Here is a 21,793-nt window from a genome sequence, read left to right on the forward strand (position 1 = left end):
CTACCGTTCCGTTGAGATGTCGACCACTGGGGAGGGTGGCGAAACCATGACGATTATCGAATCCCGCGACGACTGCCTGAGCGCATGACACCGCCCCTGGTTCGCCGAGACCTCCCGCATCCCCCGGGACGGGTGCCCCTCTTGGGCGATATCACCCATGTCGACCGCTATCGCCCCATTCAGAACGAAAAGGCCCTGGCCGCATCGCTCGGTCCCATTTTCGAGCGGAGAGCGCTCGGCCTGCACTTCACCTACGTGACAGGTGCTCGCCTCGCGGCCCAATGCTCGGATGAACAGCATTGGGAGCGCGCACTGTACGGGCCGGTGCTCGAGTTCCAACGGTTCATGCCGGACAGTCTGTTCGTGGTGGACAACGACAATCCGCTGTGGGGCCAGGCACGCCGCATCTTCACTCCGGCCTTCGCGCAGAAGGCAATGCGCAGCTATCACCAGGCGATGCAGTCGGTCGCCGATGATCTCGTCGCGGAGTGGTCCGCCGGTGACGGCGTGATCGACACGCACTCGGCCATGACGCGGGCCGCGGGGGAAGTCATCGGGCGTGCCGGGTTCTCCAGGGAGCTCGGGCTTTTCCGCGATGCTCCCGACAGCGCCGATTCGCACGCGTTCATCGATTCTCTCTCGGACCTACTGCGCATGGCGTCGGACGCCGGCTTGGCATTGCCTGTCGTCGGCCCGATCCGGCGGCGGCTACTCGCAGCCAGGGTGCGCCGCAACAGCGCGGCGCTCCACCGCTTTTCCGACAGGATCATCGCCGAACGACAAGCTCATCCGACCGATGACGAGGATCTGCTCAACCTCATGCTCACGGCCACCGACCCGGAAACCGGCCACCGGTTGCCGTTGGACAATGTCCGCGACCAAGTGCTGACCTTCATGGCGGGCGGATACGAAACCACAGCCGCACTGCTCGAGTCGGTACTGCACTACATCGCAGCCGACCAAAAGCTCCAAGAACAGATCCGCACGGAAATTTCGGAACGCGGCGGGTTCGATTACAAGGCAGTAACCGGGATGCGCCTGATCCGGCATGTTCTCAACGAGTGTCTGAGATTATGGCCGCCGGCGCCCGGATACTTCCGGAGAGCCCGCACCGACCAGGATCTCGGCGGGTATCGAATCCCCGCCGGGCACATGGTTTTCGTCATCGCGCTCGCCGCGCACCGCGACAAAGACGTCTGGGGCGCTGACGCCGACGCCTTCGACCCGTATCGCTTCGAACCCGACCGTTTGCGCAGCCATCCCGACCGGTTCTTCGAACCGTGGGGCACCGGACCCCGCAGCTGCATCGGCCGCCAGTTCGCGCTACACGAAGCCACGCTGCTGGTCGCCCGCATTCTGTCCGCCTTCGAATTGAGCACCGACGGCACACCACTGGCCATGCGGGAACGTGGGACGCTGCGCCCCGAGCCATATCGGCTGAAGGCCGTACCCCGAGCCGACCGCTGAGGCGGGCGTCCCGCCCTCCCGATGCTGGGCCGCAACCGAATTCGGTTGCGGCCCAGCGCCGTTGCTACGAGATGCCGAATTCGTCTTCCAGCAGGTCCATCAGATTTTCGTCGCTCATGGCCATGATGTCCTCCGAGTGGGACGCATCCGGATCTTCGTTCGCCCGACCGGCGATTCGTGTCAGATTCACCAGTCTCGAGTAGAACTCGTCGGTCATCCGGTTGCCGTCGACCATATCCATGACCTCTTTTTCCAGGCGCGACAAAGAGTCCGAGGTATCGGTGTCGGCGAGTTGGGCGAGAATGTACGCGGTGACCGCATCGGGTGTCGGATAGTCGAAAACGAGCGTCGCGGGCAGCCGCAGCCCGGTGACGGCGTTCAATCGATTGCGCGCCTCGACGGCGGTCAGCGAATCGAAGCCCAGATCCCGGAAATTGCGGTCGGCATCGATGACCACATCGCTATCGTGCCCCAGCACGGCCGCGGCCTGGCTACGCACAGTGGCCAGTACCAGGGTCTTTCGGTCGGCGTCCGGCAGTCCCGCCAACCGCTGCCGCAGATCCACCGCGACTTCGGCGCCCCGGCGTACCTCCGGGAGCAAGCCCTCCAGCATCGGGGCGAGCGTCCCGGCACGCGCGCCGGCAACCAGTGCGGCCATGTCCACGCGGGCAGCGACCACACCCGAACGGTGTTCCGCCACAGCGGCGTCGAACAACGCCAAGCCCTGCTCGTCCGACATCGCCGCCATCCCGACGCGGCCCAGCCGTGTGGTGTCGGTGTCGCCGAGGTGTCCGGTCATCCCGGTGCCCTGGGCCCACAGGCCCCACGCGATCGACACCGCCGCTCGACTGTCGCCGCGGCGATGCTCGGCCAACCCGTCGAGGAACGCGTTCGCGGCCGCGTAGTTGCCCTGCCCCGCAGCGCCCAGCACACCGGCGACCGAGGAGTACAACACGAACAGCGGGAGATCCAGCTCGCGGGTCGACTCGTGCAGATGCCACGCCGCATCCGCCTTGGCCGCCAGCACCGCATCCACCTGTTCGGGGCGCAACGACACCACCACACCGTCGTCGAGCACACCGGCCGTGTGCACCACACCGGTCAGCGGCGCGTCCTCCGGAACCGCGGTCAGCAACCGCGCCACCGCCGCCCGATCGGACACATCACAGGCCAGCACCCGCACCCGCGCGCCCAGCTCGGACAGTTCCGTGACCAGCTCCGCCGCTCCCGGCGCGGCCGGACCGCGCCGGCTGGCCAGCACCAGCGACCGCACCCCGTACTGGGCCACCAGGTGCCGGGCGAGCATCGCTCCCAACCCTCCGGTGCCACCGGTCACCAACACCGTGCCCGCCGAAACCGCCGACACCACACCGGAATCCACACCACCCGGACCCGCCGGGAGGGTAAGGACGATCTTGCCGATGTGGCGCGCCTGACTGAAGTATCGGAACGCGTCGCGCGCACGCCGAATGTCGAAGGTCTTGACAGGCAGCGGAGTGATCACTTCGGTGTCGAACATCGCTTTGAGATCGACCAGCATCTCCGCGATCCGATCCGGCCCGGCATGCACCAGATCGAACGCACGATAGTGCACTCCCGGATAACGAGCGGCGATCTCTCCGCTGTCACGGATGTCGGTCTTGCCCATCTCCAGGAAACGACCGCCGCGCGGTAGCAGCCGTAGCGACGTATCGACGAATTCCCCTGCCAGCGAGTCCAGAACGACATCCACACCGCGGCCACCGGTAGCCGCCATGAACTGTTCTTCGAAGTGAAGCGACCGGGAATCCCCGATGTGCTGCTCGTCGTACCCCAGGGAACGCAAGGTGTCCCACTTGCCCTGGCTCGCGGTCCCGTACACCTCGATTCCCCAGTGCCGGGCCAACTGGGTAGCCGCCATGCCCACCCCGCCGGCCGCCGCATGCACCAGCAGAGTCTCGCCTGGCCGGACGCGACCCAGATCGCGAAGCCCGTAATAGGCGGTCAGGAAGACGATCGGAACGGTGGCCGCCTCGATGAACGACCACCCCTCGGGCATATGGATGATCAGTCTCTGATCCGTCACCTCGAATGGACCCAGACCGCCTTCGATCAATCCCATCACCCGGTCGCCGGGCGCGAAGCCGTCCACCCCCGGGCCGACCTCGACGACGACGCCCGCCGCTTCCATGCCCATCAGGGTGTTCTTCGAAGCCACTTCACCCAGGCAGATGAGAATGTCTCGGAAGTTCAGGCCACCGGCCCGCACCGCGATACGGACCTGCCCCGGCGCCAGAGGTTGATCAGCGGCACCGCATCGCTTCAGCTCGAGCCCGTCGATGGTGTCATTACCGGCTTCGAGGCGCCACGACATCGAGTCCGGCACAACCAGACCCGGCGAATCGGTGAGCCGGACCAGTCGAGCGGTATGCGGCGACCCGGAACGGATCATGACTTGAGGTTCACCGCAGGCCAGCGCCTCGGTCAGCATCGCCATCGGCATATCCACGGGGTGATCGGAGTCGACGAGCACGATCCTGCCCGGGTCCTCCGACTGCGCCGAACGCACCAGCCCCCACACCGCGGCACCAGCCAGATCAGCGATCTGCTCACCCGCACGCGCGACCGCCCCACTGGTCAGCACCACCAATGTGCTCGCGGCGAACCGCGACTCACCCAGCCAGGCCTGCAACCCGGCCAGCACCTCACCGGTCGCCCGATGCACCCGCCGCAGCACATCCTCGGAGGTGTCGCCGATCTCGCGTCGGTCCAGCACCACAACCGGCGGCACCGACGCAGTATCGTCGCGCGTCCACGCCAAGAATTCCTCGATCGCGGTGAACACCCGAGACTCCGGCTCCGACCCCGCACCCGGGATCGGAGTCTCCGCCGGTGTCCACTGCACCACGCACAACCGCTCCCGCGTGCTCGACGCGCCCAGCTGTCCCGGCGACACCGGCCGCGAGGTCAATGACCCAGCCGTCAGCACCGGCTGCCCGGCGGTGTCTGCGACCTCGATCGCCAACGCGCCGGTACCGGAATCAGTCGGCGAGATCCGCGCCCGAACTACTGACGCGCCGACCGCGTGCAGCGACACCTCCGACCACGCGAACGGCAACATCACCTCGCCACCGGCACCGGCCATCACCGCGGCATGCAGTACAGAATCCAATAGCGCCGGATGCAGTCCGAACCCCGACGCATCACTCACCGAATCCGGCAGTGCGGCCTCGACGAACAACTCCTCACCACGACGCCACAACGACCGCAACCCCTGGAAGGTCGGACCGTAGTCATATCCGCGATCAGCCAACACCGGATACACATCGTCGGTCGCCTCAGCCACCGCGCCCTCAGGCGGCCACACCGCCAACGCCTCCGACACCGCACCGGCGGCAACCGAATTCGCGACATCAGCGTCCCGCTGCTCGAGTACGCCCTCAGCATGAGTAACCCAGCCGGCCTGCGGGCCCTCGGCGTCACGGGAGTACAACGCCACGCGTCGCGCACCCGACCCCTGCCCGTCGGGTCCGTCGACCACGACCTGAAGCTGCACCGCGGTCTCGGCAGTCAACACCAACGGGGTCATCAGCGTCAGGTCCCGCAGCACCGGGCACCCGGCTTCCGCCCCCGCCCGCATCGCCAATTCCACGAACCCGGTGCCGGGGAACAACACCACGCCACCGACCGCGTGATCAGCAAGCCACGGCCGCGACGCCAACGACAACCGGCCCGTCAACACCACCGCACCCGAGTCCGCGGACACCATCACCGCACCCAGCAGCGGGTGCCCGGCACCGGTCAACCCCAGCGACGCCACGTCAGCAGTCCCGGCCGGCGTCAACCAGTAGCGGCGACGCTGGAACGCGTACGTGGGCAACTCGACCCGGCGACCACCACCCTGACGTACCGCATCCCACGCCACATCGACACCCGACACCTCCAGGCGGGCCATCGAGCGCGTGAACGCGACCGCGCAATCCTCGCCACGCAGCAACGAACCCACGATCACCGGGTCATGGACGTCGGGATCGGCTGCCGCACAAATCTGTTCGACATCGACGGTCAGCAAGGGGTGCGGGCTCGCCTCGACGAACACCCCGTATCCATCCCGCCGCAACGCCCGCACCGCCTGCTCGAAACGCACCGTCTCCCGCAGATTGCGGAACCAGTACCGGGCATCCAATTCGGCGGGGTCCAGGACCGTGCCGGTGACGGTCGAATAGAACACCACCCCTGTCGGGCTCGTGGAACCTTGTGAGCGCGGAAGGATTTCGGCGAGTGCGCCGAGGAGGCGATCGCGGACCTGTTCGACCTGAGGAGAATGCGAGGCATAATCCACCGCGATCCGGCGGGCACGCACCTCGAGTCGCTCACACTCGGCCAGGAACGACTCCATCTGCCCGATCTCACCGGACACCACGGTCGATCCCGGGCCGTTGACCACAGCCACGGCCAAACGGTCGAACCGCTCGAGCAGCCGCTCGACCCGCTCGACCGACAGTCCGACCGCCACCATCGCGCCCTGACCCGCCAACACCGTCAACGCCGCCGACCTCAGAATCACGACCCGGGCCGCATCCTCGAGCGACAACACACCAGCCACATAGGCCGCGGCGATCTCTCCCTGCGAATGACCCACCACCGCATCAGGTTCCACACCAACCGAACGCCACAGCTGCGCCAACGACACCATCACCGCGAACAACACCGGCTGCACAATCTCGACCTGCTCGAGCCACCCCGCATCATCGGAACCGAGCACATCCAACAGCGACCACTCCACCAACGAGGAAAACACCCGATCACACTCGGCCATAGCCTGCGCGAACACCGGCGACGACACCAACAGCACCCGGCCCATCCCCAGCCACTGCGCCCCCTGACCCGGGAAGATCAGCACCGTCTTACCGGGTTTGCCGGCGACCCCCGACACCACACCATCGCCTGGCAGCCCGCGTGCGACCGTGTCGAGCCCGCCCAGCAGCTGCGTCCGATCCAGGCCCACGATCACCGCTCGATGATCGAACCGCGAACGGCCCGACAGGGTCGCGGCCACATCCACCGCATCCGCATCCGGACGCTGCCCCAGATACGCCGACAACCGAGATGCCTGCCCTGCCAACCCGTCCCGGGTCCGTGCCGACACCACCCACACCAGCGGCACCGATTCATCGATCGGTGTCCGGGGTTGCGGTACCGGCTCGCTCACCGGAGCTTGTTCGAGGATGACGTGAGCATTGGTGCCACTGACACCGAAAGCCGACACCGCGGCTCGCCGCGGCCGATCGGCCTCCGGCCAGTTCTGTGCCCGGCTCAGCAGCTCGGCGTGACCCGCCGTCCAATCCACGTGCGAGGACGGCGCATCCACGTGCAGGGTTCTGGGCAGCACCCCGTGGCGCAGGGCCTGCACCATCTTGATCACACCGGCCACACCGGCAGCCGCCTGCGTGTGGCCGATATTCGACTTGATCGAACCCAACCGCACCGGTTCCGAATCGGTTTCACGCTGACCATAGGTCGCCAGCAATGCCTGCGCCTCGATCGGATCACCCAACCTGGTCGCCGTGCCGTGGGCCTCGACCACGTCGACCTCAGCGGCAGACACCCCGGCATTGGCCAATGCCCGCCGGATCACCCGCTGCTGGGAAGGCCCGTTCGGCGCACTGAAGCCATTGGACGCACCGTCCTGGTTGACCGCGCTGCCACGCACCACCGCCAGCACCTGATGCCCGTTGCGCTCGGCATCGGACAGCCGTTCCAGCACAAGGACACCTGAGCCCTCACCGAACGCGGTCCCGTCGGCCGCCTCCGCGAAAGGCTTACACCGACCATCCGCCGCCAATGCCCGCTGCCGGGAGAACTCGACGAATGTCGCGGGTGTCGACATCACCGTCACCCCACCGGCCAACGCCAGCGAACACTCCCCCGTACGCAACGCAGTCACCGCCTGATGCAGGGCCACCAGACTCGACGAACACGCCGTATCCACCGACACCGCAGGACCTTCCAGACCCAGCACATACGACACCCGACCCGACAGGACAGCGCCGGCTGATTCGGTCTGCGGATAGTCGTGATACATCGCACCGACATACACGCCGGTATCGCTGCCCCTCAACGTCTCCGGCCGGATCCCGGCATGCTCGAGCGCCTCCCACGCCGTTTCCAATATCAGCCGCTGTTGCGGGTCCATACCGACCGCCTCACGCGGACTGATCCCGAAGAACTCCGCGTCGAACTCCGCTGCGTCGTAAAGGAATCCGCCCTCATTCGCGTACGACTTACCCTCGACACCCGGCGCGGGATCGAACACCCCTTCCCAGCCACGATCGGTCGGGAACGTCGAGATCACATCACGCCCGTCGACCACCAAGCGCCACAACTCCTCCGGCGAGGACACCCCACCAGGGAAACGGCAGCCCACCCCCACAATCGCTACCGGCTCCGACGACGACCACGACACCACCGATGCCGATTCCGAGACCGCAGCGATATCGGTGCCGGTGAGCCGGCCAAGGATGTGCGCGGCGGCACGGTCGGGCGTCGGGTGGTCGAAAACCAGGGTCGCCGACAACCGTAACCCGGTGACCGCGTTCAACCGATTGCGGGCCTCGACCGCGGTCAGCGAATCGAAACCCAGATCCCGGAAACTACGGTCGGCATTCACGGCCGCACCGCTATCGTGACCCAGCACAGCCGCGACCTGACCGCGAACAATGTCCAGGACCAGCGCTTGTTGTTCGGTCGGTGTCAGCCCGACCAGCCGCTGCCGCAGACCCACCGCGCCTGCCGCACCCGATGGGCTGCGGCGAATAGTCGGCAGCATGCCCTCCAGCATCGGAGCAAGGACACCGGCACGGGAACGGGCCGCCAACGCGGCCGAATCGATGCGCGCCGCCACTACACCCGAACGAGTTTGCGCCACAGCGGCGTCGAACAACGCCAAACCCTGCTCGTCCGACATCGCCGCCACCCCATCACGATTCAAACGCATGGCGTCGACATCACCGAGATGCCCGGTCATCCCGGTATCGGAAGCCCACAACCCCCACGCGATCGATGTCGCGACCAGCCCACTCGCACGCCGATGCTCGGCCAACCCATCGAGGAACGTATTCGCGGCCGCGTAGTTGCCCTGCCCGGCGGTGCCCAGCACGCCCGCGACCGAGGAATACAACACGAACAACCCCAGATCCAGCTCACGGGTCAACTCGTGCAGGTGCCATGCCGCATCAGCCTTGGCCGCCAACACCGCGTCCATCCGATCCGGGCTCAACGACACCACCACACCGTCATCGAGCACACCCGCGGTGTGCACCACACCGCTCAACGGTGCGTCCTGAGGAACCGAGGCCAGCAACTCCACGACCTCATCGCGCTGGGACACATCGCACGCCACGATCCGCACCCGGGCACCCAACCCGGTCAACTCCGCGACCAACTCCGCTGCCCCCGAAGCCGCAAGGCCACGGCGACTGGCCAACACCAACGACCGCACCCCGTACTCGGTCACCAGATGCCGCGCCAACATCGATCCCAGCCCACCGGTGCCCCCGGTGACCACCACCGTGCCCGCAGACGCCACACCCGCATCCACACCGGTCTCCTCCACCTGCACCCGGACCAGTCGAGCGGTATGCGATACCCCGGAACGGATCATGACCTGAGGTTCACCACACGCCAATACCCCGGCCAAGTCCACTGCCGTTGCGGCGGTCGCGCTCCCGGACACGACGCCCACGGAAACACCGTCTGGGAGATCGGTGTCCACAAGCACGATCCGGCCCGGGTCCTCCGTTTGCGCCGAACGCACCAGCCCCCACACCGCGGCACCTGCCAGATCAGCGACCGGCTCACCCGCCTGGGCGATCGCCCCACAGGTCAACACCACCAACCTGCTTTCCGCGAATCGCGACTCACCCAGCCAGGCCTGCAACCCGGCCAGCACCTCACCGGTCGCCCGATGCACCCGCCGCAGCACATCCTCGGAGGTGTCGCCGATCTCGCGTCGGTCCAGCACCACAACCGGCTGCACCGACACACCCTCGTCGCGCGTCCACGCCAAGAATTCCTCGATCGCGGTGAACACCCGAGACTCCGGCTCCGACCCCGCACCCGGGATCGGAGTCTCCGCCGGTGTCCACTGCACCACGCACAACCGGTCACGTGACATGGATGTGCCCAATTGCCCCGGCGACACCGGCCGCAAGGTCAACGACCCGACCGCCAACACCAGATGCCCGGAAAGGTCGGCGACCTCGACCGCGACCGCACCGACATCGGTCGGTGAGATCCGCGCCCGCACCGCAGACGCACCGACCGCATACAAGGCCGTCTCCGACCATGCGAACGGCAACACCACCTCGACACCAGCACCGGAATCGGTTGCCACCACAGCCATCACCGTGGCATGCAACACCGAATCCAACAGCGCCGGATGCAGCCCGTACCCCGACCCATCACTCACCGAATCCGGCAGTGCGGCTTCGACGAACAACTCCTCACCACGCCGCCACAACGACCGCACCCCCCGGAACGCCGGACCGTAGCCGTACCCGAGATCGCCGAGCCTGCCGTAGAGGTCCTCCACGCCCACACGCACCGCGCCCGCAGGCGGCCACACCGCCAACGCCTCCGACACCGCACCGGCGGCAACCGAATTCGCGACATCAGCGTCCCGCTGCTCGAGCACCCCCTCGGCATGGGTAACCCACCCGGCCTGTAGGTCCTCGGCGTCACGGGAGTACAACGCCACGCGTCGCGCACCCGACCCCTGCCCGTCGGGTCCGTCGACCACGACCTGAAGCTGCACCGCGGTCTCGGCAGTCAACACCAACGGCGTCATCAGCGTCAGGTCCCGCAGGACCGGACACCCGATCTCTTCGCCCGCCCGCATGGCCAACTCCACGAAACCGGTGCCCGGGAGCAATACCGTTCCACCGACCGCGTGATCGGAAAGCCATGGCTGCGACGACAACGACAGTCGACCCGTCAGCACCACCGCACCCGAGTCCGCGGACACCATCACCGCGCCCAGCAGCGGGTGCCCGGCACCAGCCAATCCCAGCGACGCCGCGTCACTGTTCCCGGTCGAGTTCAACCAGTAGCGTCGACGCTGGAACGCGTACGTGGGCAACTCGATTCGACAACCACGAGCCTGAAGCAAAGCATCCCATGCCACATCGACACCCGACACCTCCAACCGGGCCATCGAGCGCGTGAACGCGACCGCGCAATCCTCGCCACGCAGCAACGAACCCACGATCACCGGATCATGGGCGTTCGAGGGTATGCCGTTGCCGGGATCGGCTGCGGCACAGATCTGTTCGACATCGACGGTCAACAGCGGGTGCGGGCTCGCCTCGACGAACACGCCGTATCCGTCGCGGTGCAATGCCCGCACGGCCTGCTCGAAGCTCACCGTCGCCCGCAGATTGCGGAACCAGTAGTCCGCGTCCAGCCCGGCAGGATCCAGGACCGTGCCGGTGACAGTCGAATAGAACACCACCCCTGTCGGGCTCGTGGAACCTTGTGAGCGCGGAAGGATTTCGGCGAGCGCGCCGAGGAGGCGATCGCGGACCTGTTCGACCTGAGGAGAATGCGAGGCATAATCCACCGCGATCCGGCGGGCACGCACCTCGAGTCGCTCACACTCGGCCAGGAACGACCCCATCTGCCCGACATCACCGGAGACCACGGTCGATCCCGGGCCATTGACCACAGCCACCGCCAACCCGTCGAACCCGCCGAGCAGCTCCTCGACCCGATCCCGAGGCGCGTACACCGACACCATCGCGCCTTGACCCGCGAGCGCCGTCAACGCCGCCGAACGCAGGATCACGACCCGAGCCGCATCCTCGAGCGACAACACACCAGCCACATAGGCCGCGGCGATCTCTCCCTGCGAATGACCCACCACCGCATCAGGTTCCACACCAACCGAACGCCACAACGCCGCAAGCGACACCATCACCGCGAACAACACCGGCTGCACAATCTCGACCTGCTCGAGCCACCCCGCATCATCGGAACCGAGCACATCCAACAGCGACCACTCCACCAACGAGGAAAACACCCGATCACACTCGGCCATAGCCTGCGCGAACACCGGCGACGACACCAACAGCACCCGGCCCATCCCCAGCCACTGCGCCCCCTGACCCGGAAACACCAACACTGTCTTGCCCTGTGCGCGTGCGGTCCCCGACACCACACCATCGCCTGGCAGCCCGCGAGCCACCGCGTCCAAGCCCGACAGCAACGCCGCATGGCCCCTGCCCGTGACCACCGCTCGATGATCGAACCGCGAACGTCCCGACAGGGTCGCCGCCACATCCACCGGATCCACATCCGGGCGCTCGCGCAGGTGCCGCGACAACCGATCCGCCTGCCCCGCAAGCGCTTCCGGTGCCCGACCGGACAACACCCACGCCACCGGCGCTGACCCGTCCGACGGTATCGGTGGCTGCGGCGCCGACTCGCTCACCGGAGCTTCTTCTAGGATGACGTGAGCATTGGTGCCACTGATGCCGAAAGCCGACACCGCCGCTCGCCGCGGCCGATCGGCCGCCGGCCAGTTCTGTGCCCGACTCAGCAGCTCGGCGTGACCCGCCGTCCAATCCACCTGTGAGGACGGCGCGTCCACGTGCAGGGTTCTGGGCAGCACCCCATAGCGCAAGGCCTGCACCATCTTGATCACACCGGCCACACCCGCCGCCGCCTGCGTGTGCCCGATATTCGACTTGACCGAACCCAACCACACCGGCCGGTCCGCCGGACGGCCCTGACCGTAGGTCGCCAGCAGCGCCTGCGCCTCGATCGGATCACCCAACCTGGTGCCGGTGCCATGGGCTTCGACCACGTCGACCTCGGCCGCCGGCACCCCCGCATCGGCCAACGCCCGCCGGATCACCCGCTGCTGGGAAGGCCCGTTCGGGGCACTGAAACCGTTGGAGGCGCCATCCTGATTGACCGCGCTGCCACGCACCACCGCCAGCACCTGATGCCCGTTGCGCTGGGCATCCGACAGCCGCTCCAACACCAGCACACCCGAACCCTCACCGAACGCGGTCCCGTCAGCGGCCTCCGAAAACGGCTTACACCGACCATCCGCAGCCAACCCCCGCTGCCGAGAGAACTCGACGAACGTCGCGGGCGTGGCCATCACCGTCACCCCACCGGCCAGCGCCAGCGAGCATTCTCCCGCGCGCAAAGCCGCCACCGCCTGATGCAGGGCCACCAGACTCGACGAACACGCCGTATCCACCGACACCGCAGGCCCTTCCAGCCCCAGCACATACGACACCCGACCCGACAGGACAGCACCGGCTACTTCGCTGTGCGGGTAATCGTGATACATCGCACCGACATACACGCCGGTGTCGCTGCCCCGCAGCGTCAACGGGTCGATGCCCGCTGATTCCAGTGCCTCCCAGGAAGTTTCCAGCAGTACTCGCTGCTGCGGGTCCATCGTGATCGCCTCGCGCGGACTGATTCCGAAGAACCCGGCATCGAACTCGCCCGCTTCGTAAAGGAACCCGCCCTGGTTCGTGTACGACTTACCCGCGGTACCGAGCACCGGATCGAACACCCCGTCCCAGCCACGATCGGTCGGGAACGTCGAGATCACATCACGCCCGTCGACCACCAAGCGCCACAACTCCTCCGGCGAGGACACCCCACCAGGGAAACGGCAGCCCACCCCCACAATCGCTACCGGCTCCGACGACGACACCACCGAGGCGGATTCCGGGACCGCAGCGATATCGGCGCCGGTGAGCCGGCCAAGGATGTGTGTAGCGACACTGTCGGGCGTCGGATAATCGAAAACCAGGGTCACGGGCAACCGCAACCCGGTGACCGCGTTCAACCGATTGCGCGCCTCGACCGCGGTCAGCGAATCGAAACCCAGATCCCGGAAACTACGGTCAGCGGCTACGGCCGCACCACTATCGTGACCCAGCACAGCCGCGACCTGACCGCGAACAGTGTCCAGCACCAGCGCCTTTCGCTCGGTCGGTGTCAACCCGACCAACCGCTGCCCCAAACCCACCGCACCTGCCGCACCCGATGGGCTGCGGCGAATAGTCGGCAGCATGCCCTCCAGCATCGGAGCCAGAACACCGGCACGGGAACGGGCCGCCAATGCGGCCGAATCGATGCGCGCCGCCACTACGCCCGCACGGTGTTGGACGAGTGCGGCGTCGAACAACGCCAAGCCCTGCTCGTCCGACATCGCCGCCACCCCGACGCGGCCCAGCCGTGTGGTGTCGGTGTCGCCGAGGTGACCGGTCATACCGGTATCGGAAGCCCACAACCCCCACGCGATCGATGTCGCGACCAACCCACTCACACGGCGATGCTCGGCCAACCCGTCGAGGAATGCGTTCGCGGCCGCGTAATTGCCCTGCCCCGCGGTGCCCAGCACACCCGCGACCGACGAATACAACACGAACAACCGAAGATCCAGCTCACGGGTCAACTCGTGCAGATGCCACGCCGCATCCGTCTTGGCCGCCAACACCGCGTCTACTTGTTCGGGGCGCAACGACACCACGACACCGTCGTCGAGCACGCCTGCGGTGTGCACCACACCGCTCAACGGTGCGTCCTGAGGAACCGCGGCCAGCAACTCCACGACCTCATCGCGCTGGGACACATCGCACGCCACGATCCGCACCCGGGCACCCAACCCGGTCAACTCCGCGACCAACTCCGCTGCCCCCGGCGCTGCCGGGCCGCGCCGACTGGCCAACACCAACGACCGCACCCCGTACTCGGTCACCAGATGCCGCGCCAACATCGATCCCAGCCCACCGGTGCCCCCGGTGATCAGCACCGTGCCCTCCGACACCACACCCGAATCCACGCCAGTGTCTTGCACCGGGAGCCGGACCAATCGGGCGGTATGCGACACCCCGGAACGGATCATGACCTGAGGCTCACCACACGCCAACACCCCGGCCAAGTCCACTGCCGTTGCGGCAGTGTCGGTGTCGACCAGGACGATCCGGCCCGGATCCTCCGTTTGCGCCGAACGCACCAGACCCCACACCGCCGCACCAGCCAGATCATCGACCGGCTCACCCGCAGGTGCGACCGCCCCACAGGTCAGCACCACCAATGTGCTCGCGGCGAACCGCGACTCACCCAGCCAGGCCTGCAACCCGGCCAACACCTCACCGGTCGCCCGATGCACCCGCCGCGGCACATCCCCGGAAGTGTCGATCTCGCGTCGGTCCAGCACCACAACCGGCGGCACCGACACACCCTCGTCGCGCGTCCACGCCAAGAATTCCTCGATCGCGGTGAACACCCGAGACTCCGGCTCCGACCCCAGAATCGAAGTCTCCGCCGGTGTCCACTGCACCACACACAACCGCTCCCGCGTGCTCGACGCACGCAATTGCCCCGGCAACACCGGCCGCAAAGTCAACGACCCGACTGTCAGCACCGGCTGCCCGGCGGTGTCGGCGACCTCGATCGCGACCGCACCGGTACCGGATTCGATCGGGTGGATCCGGGCCCGCACCACCGACGCGCCGCCCGTATGCGGCGACACCTCCGACCACGCGAACGGCAACATCACGCCACCGGAATGGGAATCGGAAGGCATCACCACGCCATGCAGCACAGAATCCAACAGCGCCGGATGCAGTCCGTACCCCGACGCATCACTCACCGAATCCGGCAGTGCGGCTTCGACGAACAACTCCTCACCACGACGCCACAACGACCGCAACCCCTGGAACGCCGGACCGTAGTCATATCCGAGATCAGCCAACACCGGATACACATCGTCCACCGGCACTGCGCCACTCGGCGGCCACACCGCCAAGCCCTCCGACACCGCTCCGGCGGCAACGGAATTCGCGACATCAGCGTCCTGCTGCTGGAGTACTCCCTCGGCATGCGTGACCCACGCGGCCTGCGGGTCATCGGCGTCACGGGAGTACACCACCACCCGCCGCACTCCCTGCCCCTGCCCGTCGGGTCGGTCGACCACGACCTGGAGCTGCACCGCGGTCTCGGCGGTCAACACCAACGGAGTCGTCAGGGTCAGGTCCCGCAGCACCGGGCATCCGGCTTCCGCTCCCGCCCGCATCGCCAACTCCACGAACCCGGTACCGGGGAACAACACCACGCCACCGACCGCGTGATCGGAAAGCCATGGCTGCGACGACAACGACAGTCGACCCGTCAGCACCACCGCACCTGTGTCCGCGGACATCATCACCGCACCCAGCAGCGGGTGCCCGGCCCCGGTCAACCCCAGCGACGCCGCGTCACCGTTACCGGTCGGGGTCTTCCAGTAGTGTCGACGCTGGAACGCGTACGTGGGCAAGTCGATTCGACGACCACGATCCTGACGCAGTACATTCCACTCCACATCCACACCTGCCACCTCCAGGCGGGCCATGGAGCGCGTGAACGCGACCGCGCAATCCTCGCCACGCAGCAACGAACCCACGATCACCGGGCCATGGACGTTCGGGAGCATGGTGCTGCCGGGATCGGCTGCGGCACAGATCTGTTCGATATCAACGGTCAGCAAGGGGTGCGGGCTCGCCTCGACGAACACGCTGTATCCGTCGCGGTGCAATGCCCGCACGGCCTGTTCGAAACGCACCGTCTCCCGCAGATTGCGGAACCAGTACTCGGCATCCAATTCGCTCGGGTCCAGGACCGTGCCGGTGACGGTCGAACAGAACGCCACCTCCGACGCACCCCTCGAACGCGTGGAACCTGATGTACGCGGCTGGATTTCGGTGAGCGCGCCGAGCAGCTGCGCACGGACCTGTTCGACTTGAGGAGAATGCGAGGCGTAGTCCACCGCGATCCGGCGGGCGCGCACCTCGAGTCGCTCACACTCGGTCAGGAACGACCCCATCTGCCCGACATCACCGGACACCACTGTCGATCCCGGGCCGTTGACCACAGCCACCGCCAAACGGTCAAACCGCTCGAGCAGCCGCTCGACCTGCTCGACCGCGAGCCCGACCGACACCATCGCGCCCTGACCGGCCAGCACCGTCAACGCCGCCGACCTCAGAATCACGACCCGAGCCGCATCCTCGAGCGACAACACACCCGCCACATAAGCCGCCGCGATCTCTCCCTGCGAATGACCCACCACCGCATCAGGTTCCACACCAACCGAACGCCACAACGCCGCCAACGACACCATCACCGCGAACAACACCGGCTGTACCACGTCGACGCGCTCCAGCGAGGGCGCGCCGTCACCACCGTCGAGCACCTCGAGCAGCGACCAGTCCACCAACGTGGAGAACACGCGATCACACTCGGTCATGGACTGCGCGAACACCGGTGAGGACGCCAGCAGCTCCCGGCCCATCCCCAGCCACTGCGCGCCCTGACCCGGGAACACCAACACCGTCTTGCCTTGTGCGCGTGCGGTTCCCGACACCACCGCACCAGCGCCCGCGGGCAGCCCTTGCGCCACCGCGTCCAGCCCGCCCAGCAGCTGCGCCCGATCCAGGCCCACGATCACCGCTCGATGATCGAACCGCGAACGGCCCGACAGGGTCGCGGCCACATCCACCGCGTCCACGTCCGGGCACTGCCCCAGATGGGTCGACAGCCGAGCCGCCTGCTCCGCCAATCCATCCCGGGTCCGTGCCGACAACACCCACGCCACCGGTGCCGACCCGTCCGACGGTATCGGTGGCTGCGGCGCCGACTCGCTCACCGGAGCTTCTTCTAGGATGACGTGAGCATTGGTGCCACTGATGCCGAAAGCCGACACCGCCGCTCGCCGCGGCCGATCGGCCGCCGGCCAGTTCTGTGCCCGACTCAGCAGCTCGGCGTGACCCGCCGTCCAATCCACCTGTGAGGACGGCGCGTCCACGTGCAGGGTTCTGGGCAGCACCCCATAGCGCAAGGCCTGCACCATCTTGATCACACCGGCCACACCCGCCGCCGCCTGCGTGTGCCCGATATTCGACTTGACCGAACCCAACCACACCGGCCGGTCCGCCGGACGGCCCTGACCGTAGGTCGCCAGCAGCGCCTGCGCCTCGATCGGATCACCCAACCTGGTCCCCGTACCGTGCGCCTCCACCACATCGACCTCGGCCGCCGACAACCCGGCATCGGCCAACGCGCGCCGGATCACTCGCTGCTGCGAAGGCCCGTTCGGCGCGGTCAACCCATTGGACGCACCGTCCTGATTGACCGCGCTGCCACGCACCACCGCCAGCACCTGATGCCCGTTGCGCCGCGCATCCGACAGCCGCTCCAGTACCAGCACACCCGAACCCTCACCCCACGCCGTCCCATCCGCGGCCTCCGCGAACGGTTTACACCGGCCATCCGCAGCCAACCCCCGCTGCCGAGAGAACTCCACGAACATCGACGGAGTGGACATCACCGTCACCGCACCGGCCAACGCCAGCGAACACTCCCCCGCGCGCAATGCCGCCACCGCCTGATGCAACGCCACCAGGCCCCCCGAGCACGCCGTATCCACGGATACCGCAGGCCCTTCCAACCCCAGCACGTACGACACGCGGCCCGACACCACGCTCGCCGTACCGCCGGTGAAGTCGCCATCGCCGACCCCGTCCCCGTAGCCCTGGTCGATCACCCCGATGTACACGCCGGTGTCGCTGCCCCGCAACGTCTCCGGCCGGATCGCGGCATGCTCGAGCGCCTCCCACGCCGTCTCCAGCATGATCCGCTGCTGCGGGTCCATCCCGACCGCCTCACGCGGACTGATCCCGAAGAACCCGGCGTCGAACTCCGCTGCTTCGTAAAGGAATCCGCCCTCATTCGTGTACGACTTACCCGCCGCACCCGGCACCGGATCGAACACCCCGTCCCAGCCGCGGTCGGTCGGGAATCCCGAAATCACATCACGCCCGTCGACCACCAACCGCCACAGCTCTTCCGCGGAAGACACCCCACCCGGAAAACGACAGCCCACCCCCACAATCGCCACCGGATCCGACGACGACCACGACACCACCGATGCCGATTCCGAAGCCGCGGCGATATCGGCGCCGGTGAGCTGGGAAAGGATGTGGGCGGCCACCGCATCCGGCGTCGGATGATCGAAGACGAGGGACGCGGGCAACCGCAACCCGGTGACCGTGTTCAACCGCTCCCGTGCCTCGACCCCGGTCAACGAATCGAAGCCCAGATCCCGGAAGTTGCGGCCGCCATCGATAGCCGTGCCACCGTCGTGGCCCAGCACGGCCGCGACCTGGCCGCGAACAGTGTCCCGGACCAATGCCTCCCGCTCGGCGGACGTCAATCCCGCCAACCGCTGTCGCAAACTCACCACAACGTCCGGGACGGGACGGACCACCGAATGCCCGGCCTCCGCCGGCCCCGCAACAGCGGCCCCCGAAGAGCTCAACCAATATCGGCGACGCTGGAACGCGTAACCCGGCAACTCCACACGCCGCCCGCGACCCCCGAACACCGCATCCCACACCACACCCACACCCGACACTTCCAAGCGGGCCACCGAGCGGGTGAAAGTGAGAGCACTGTCCTGGTCGCGCTGCAGCGATCCCACGATCACCGGGTCATGGCTGTCGGGATCGGCTGCCGCACAGATCTGTTCGACATCGACGGTCAGCAAGGGGTGCGGGCTCGCCTCGACGAACACGCTGTATCCGTCGCGGTGCAATGCCCGCACGGCCTGTTCGAAACGCACCGTCTCCCGCAGATTGCGGAACCAGTACTCGGCATCCAATTCGCTCGGGTCCAGGACCGTGCCGGTGACAGTCGAATAGAACGCCGCCCGCGACGAAGGCTTCTCGAGTGAAGCAGTCCGGTCTGTGGTGAGCGCCTGCATCAAGTGCTCGCGGAGCTGGTCGACCTGGGGAGAATGGGAGGCGTAGTCCACCGCGATCCGGCGGGCGCGCACCTCGAGTCGCTCACACTCGGTCAGGAACAACTCGATCTGCCCGACATCACCGGACACCACGGTCGATCCCGGGCCGTTGACCACGGCGACCGCCAACCCGTCGAACCCGCTGAGCAGCTCCTCGACCTGCTCGACCGCGAGCCCGACCGCCACCATCGCGCCCTGACCGGCCAGCACCGTCAACGCCGCCGACCTCAGAATCACGACCCGAGCCGCATCCTCGAGCGACAACACACCAGCCACATAGGCCGCGGCGATCTCTCCCTGCGAATGACCCACCACCGCATCAGGTTCCACACCAACCGAACGCCACAACGCCGCCAGCGACACCATCACCGCGAACAACACCGGCTGCACGATCTCGACCTGCTCGAGCCACCCCGCATCATCGGAAGCGACCACATCCAACAGCGACCACTCCACCAACGAGGAAAACACCCGATCACACTCGGCCATAGCCTGCGCGAACACCGGCGACGACACCAACAGCTCCCGGCCCATCCCCAGCCACTGCGCGCCCTGACCCGGAAACACCAACACTGTCTTGCCCTGTGCGCGTGCGGTTCCCGACACCACACCTTCGGCGGGTAGCCCTTGGGTCACCGCCGCCAAGCCCGCCAGCAGCGCCGCCCGGTCCGCGCCCGTGACCACCGCACGCTGCTCGAACCGCGACCGACGCGCCAGCGTCGCCGCCACATCCGCCGGATCCACATCCGGACGCTCGAGCAGGTGCCGCGACAACCGATCCGCCTGCCCCGCAAGCGCTTCCGGCGACCGACCCGACAACACCCACGCCACCGGCCCGTCCGCACCGCCATCGGCCACCGGTTCGGTCACCGATTCCGGAGCCTGCTCGAGGATGACGTGGGCATTGGTGCCACTGACACCGAACCCCGACACCGCGGCACGACGCGGCCGATCGACCGTCGGCCAGTCGCGTTGCTCGGTGAGCAGCTCCACCCGCCCAGCAGTCCAATCCACCCGTGTGGACGGCATATCCACGTTCAGCGTCTTAGGTAGGATTCCGCGGCGCAACGCCTGCACCATCTTGATCACCCCGGCCACGCCGGCAGCCGCTTGTGTGTGCCCGATATTCGATTTGACCGAACCCAGCCACACCGGCAGATCCGCCGGCCGGTCCTGCCCGTAAGTTGCCAGCAACGCGTGCGCCTCGATCGGATCGCCCACCCTGGTGCCGGTGCCGTGCGCCTCCACCACATCGACCTCGGCCGCGGACACCCCGGCATCGGCCAATGCCCGCCGGATCACCCGCTGCTGGGAGCGACCATTCGGCGCGGTCAACCCGGTCGACGCCCCGTCCTGATTGACCGCGCTACCCCGCACCACCGCCAGCACCCGATGCCCGTTGCGCTGGGCGTCGGACAACCGTTCCAGCACAAGGACACCCGAGCCCTCGCCCCATGCCGTCCCGTCGGCCGCGTCGGCGAACGGTTTGGCCCGGCCATCGACCGCGAGCCCTCGCTGCCGGGAGAACTCGACGAACGTCGCGGGTGTCGACATCACGGTCACCCCACCGGCCAGCGCCAGCGAACACTCCCCCGACCGCAACGCCTGGACCGCCAGATGCAGCGCCACCAACGAGGACGAGGCAGACGTGTCCACCGAAATCGCCGGGCCCTCCAACCCCAGCACGTACGACACCCGACCTGACACCACACTGGTCGAGCCGCCCGTCAATTGATAGCCCTCGACGTCGACCGGAACCTGCCCGCCCGCCCCGACCCCGTAGTCGTTGTGCATCACCCCGCAGAACACCCCGGTGTCGCTGCCGCGCAGGGCCGACGGGTCGAACCCCGCGGATTCCAATGCGTCCCAGGCTGTTTCCAGCAGTACCCGCTGCTGAGGGTCCATCGCCAGCGCCTCGCGCGGACTGATCCCGAAGAACTCGGCGTCGAACTCGGACGAGCGATGGAGGAATCCACCCACCCGCACATAGGACTTGCCCGGCACACCCGGCTCCGGGTTGTACAGATGGTCCAGATCCCAGCCACGGTCGGACGGAAAATCCGATAGCCCGTCACGACCGTCGATGATCAGCTGCCACAGGTCTTCGGATGACTCCACCCCGCCCGGGAACCGGCAACCTATACCCACAATCGCGATCGGCTGTGTCGGCTCAGTCTCATTGCCGAGAATCCCAGCGTGCCCTTTATACGGTTGAGTCATACCAATCCCCTATGCAACTCGGATGAAGTTGTGTTGCGATGAGTTGTCGTACGGATCCGTCGGAATAACCCGCGAAATCATCGTGACGCGCGTCAGCAACACGATGCTCTGACGTGTTGCGCGCTAGGCCAACTGACGAACTGTCCACACTTCGCGCCCCGCAGTCGTCACCAAAGATCGACACTGCTGTCGAAATTATGGGCGCAGGCATCAAGTTTCTGAAACGCCGCGATCGCCGACATATGACTCCCCTCATAT

General features: G+C 67.1%; 2 protein-coding genes. One reads left to right on the forward strand and one right to left on the reverse strand.

Going from position 1 to position 21,793, the window contains the following annotated elements; genetic code table 11:
• Positions 1–84: 84 nt before the first annotated feature.
• Entirely contained in the window at positions 85–1,467 is a 1,383-nt protein-coding gene (locus ACFYTS_RS01435) for a cytochrome P450 (RefSeq protein ID WP_387300550.1), read from the forward strand.
• A 64-nt stretch (positions 1,468–1,531) separates the two neighbouring features.
• Here the strand turns inward: ACFYTS_RS01435 and ACFYTS_RS01440 are convergent, their stop codons facing one another.
• Positions 1,532–21,535: an SDR family NAD(P)-dependent oxidoreductase gene (locus ACFYTS_RS01440; protein WP_387300552.1), complete on the reverse strand. Its 20,004-nt coding sequence runs from the start codon at positions 21,533–21,535 to the stop codon at positions 1,532–1,534.
• Between the last annotated feature and the right edge of the window lie 258 nt (positions 21,536–21,793).

This window comes from Nocardia sp. NPDC004151, from assembly GCF_042874235.1.
Lineage (GTDB): Bacteria > Actinomycetota > Actinomycetes > Mycobacteriales > Mycobacteriaceae > Nocardia.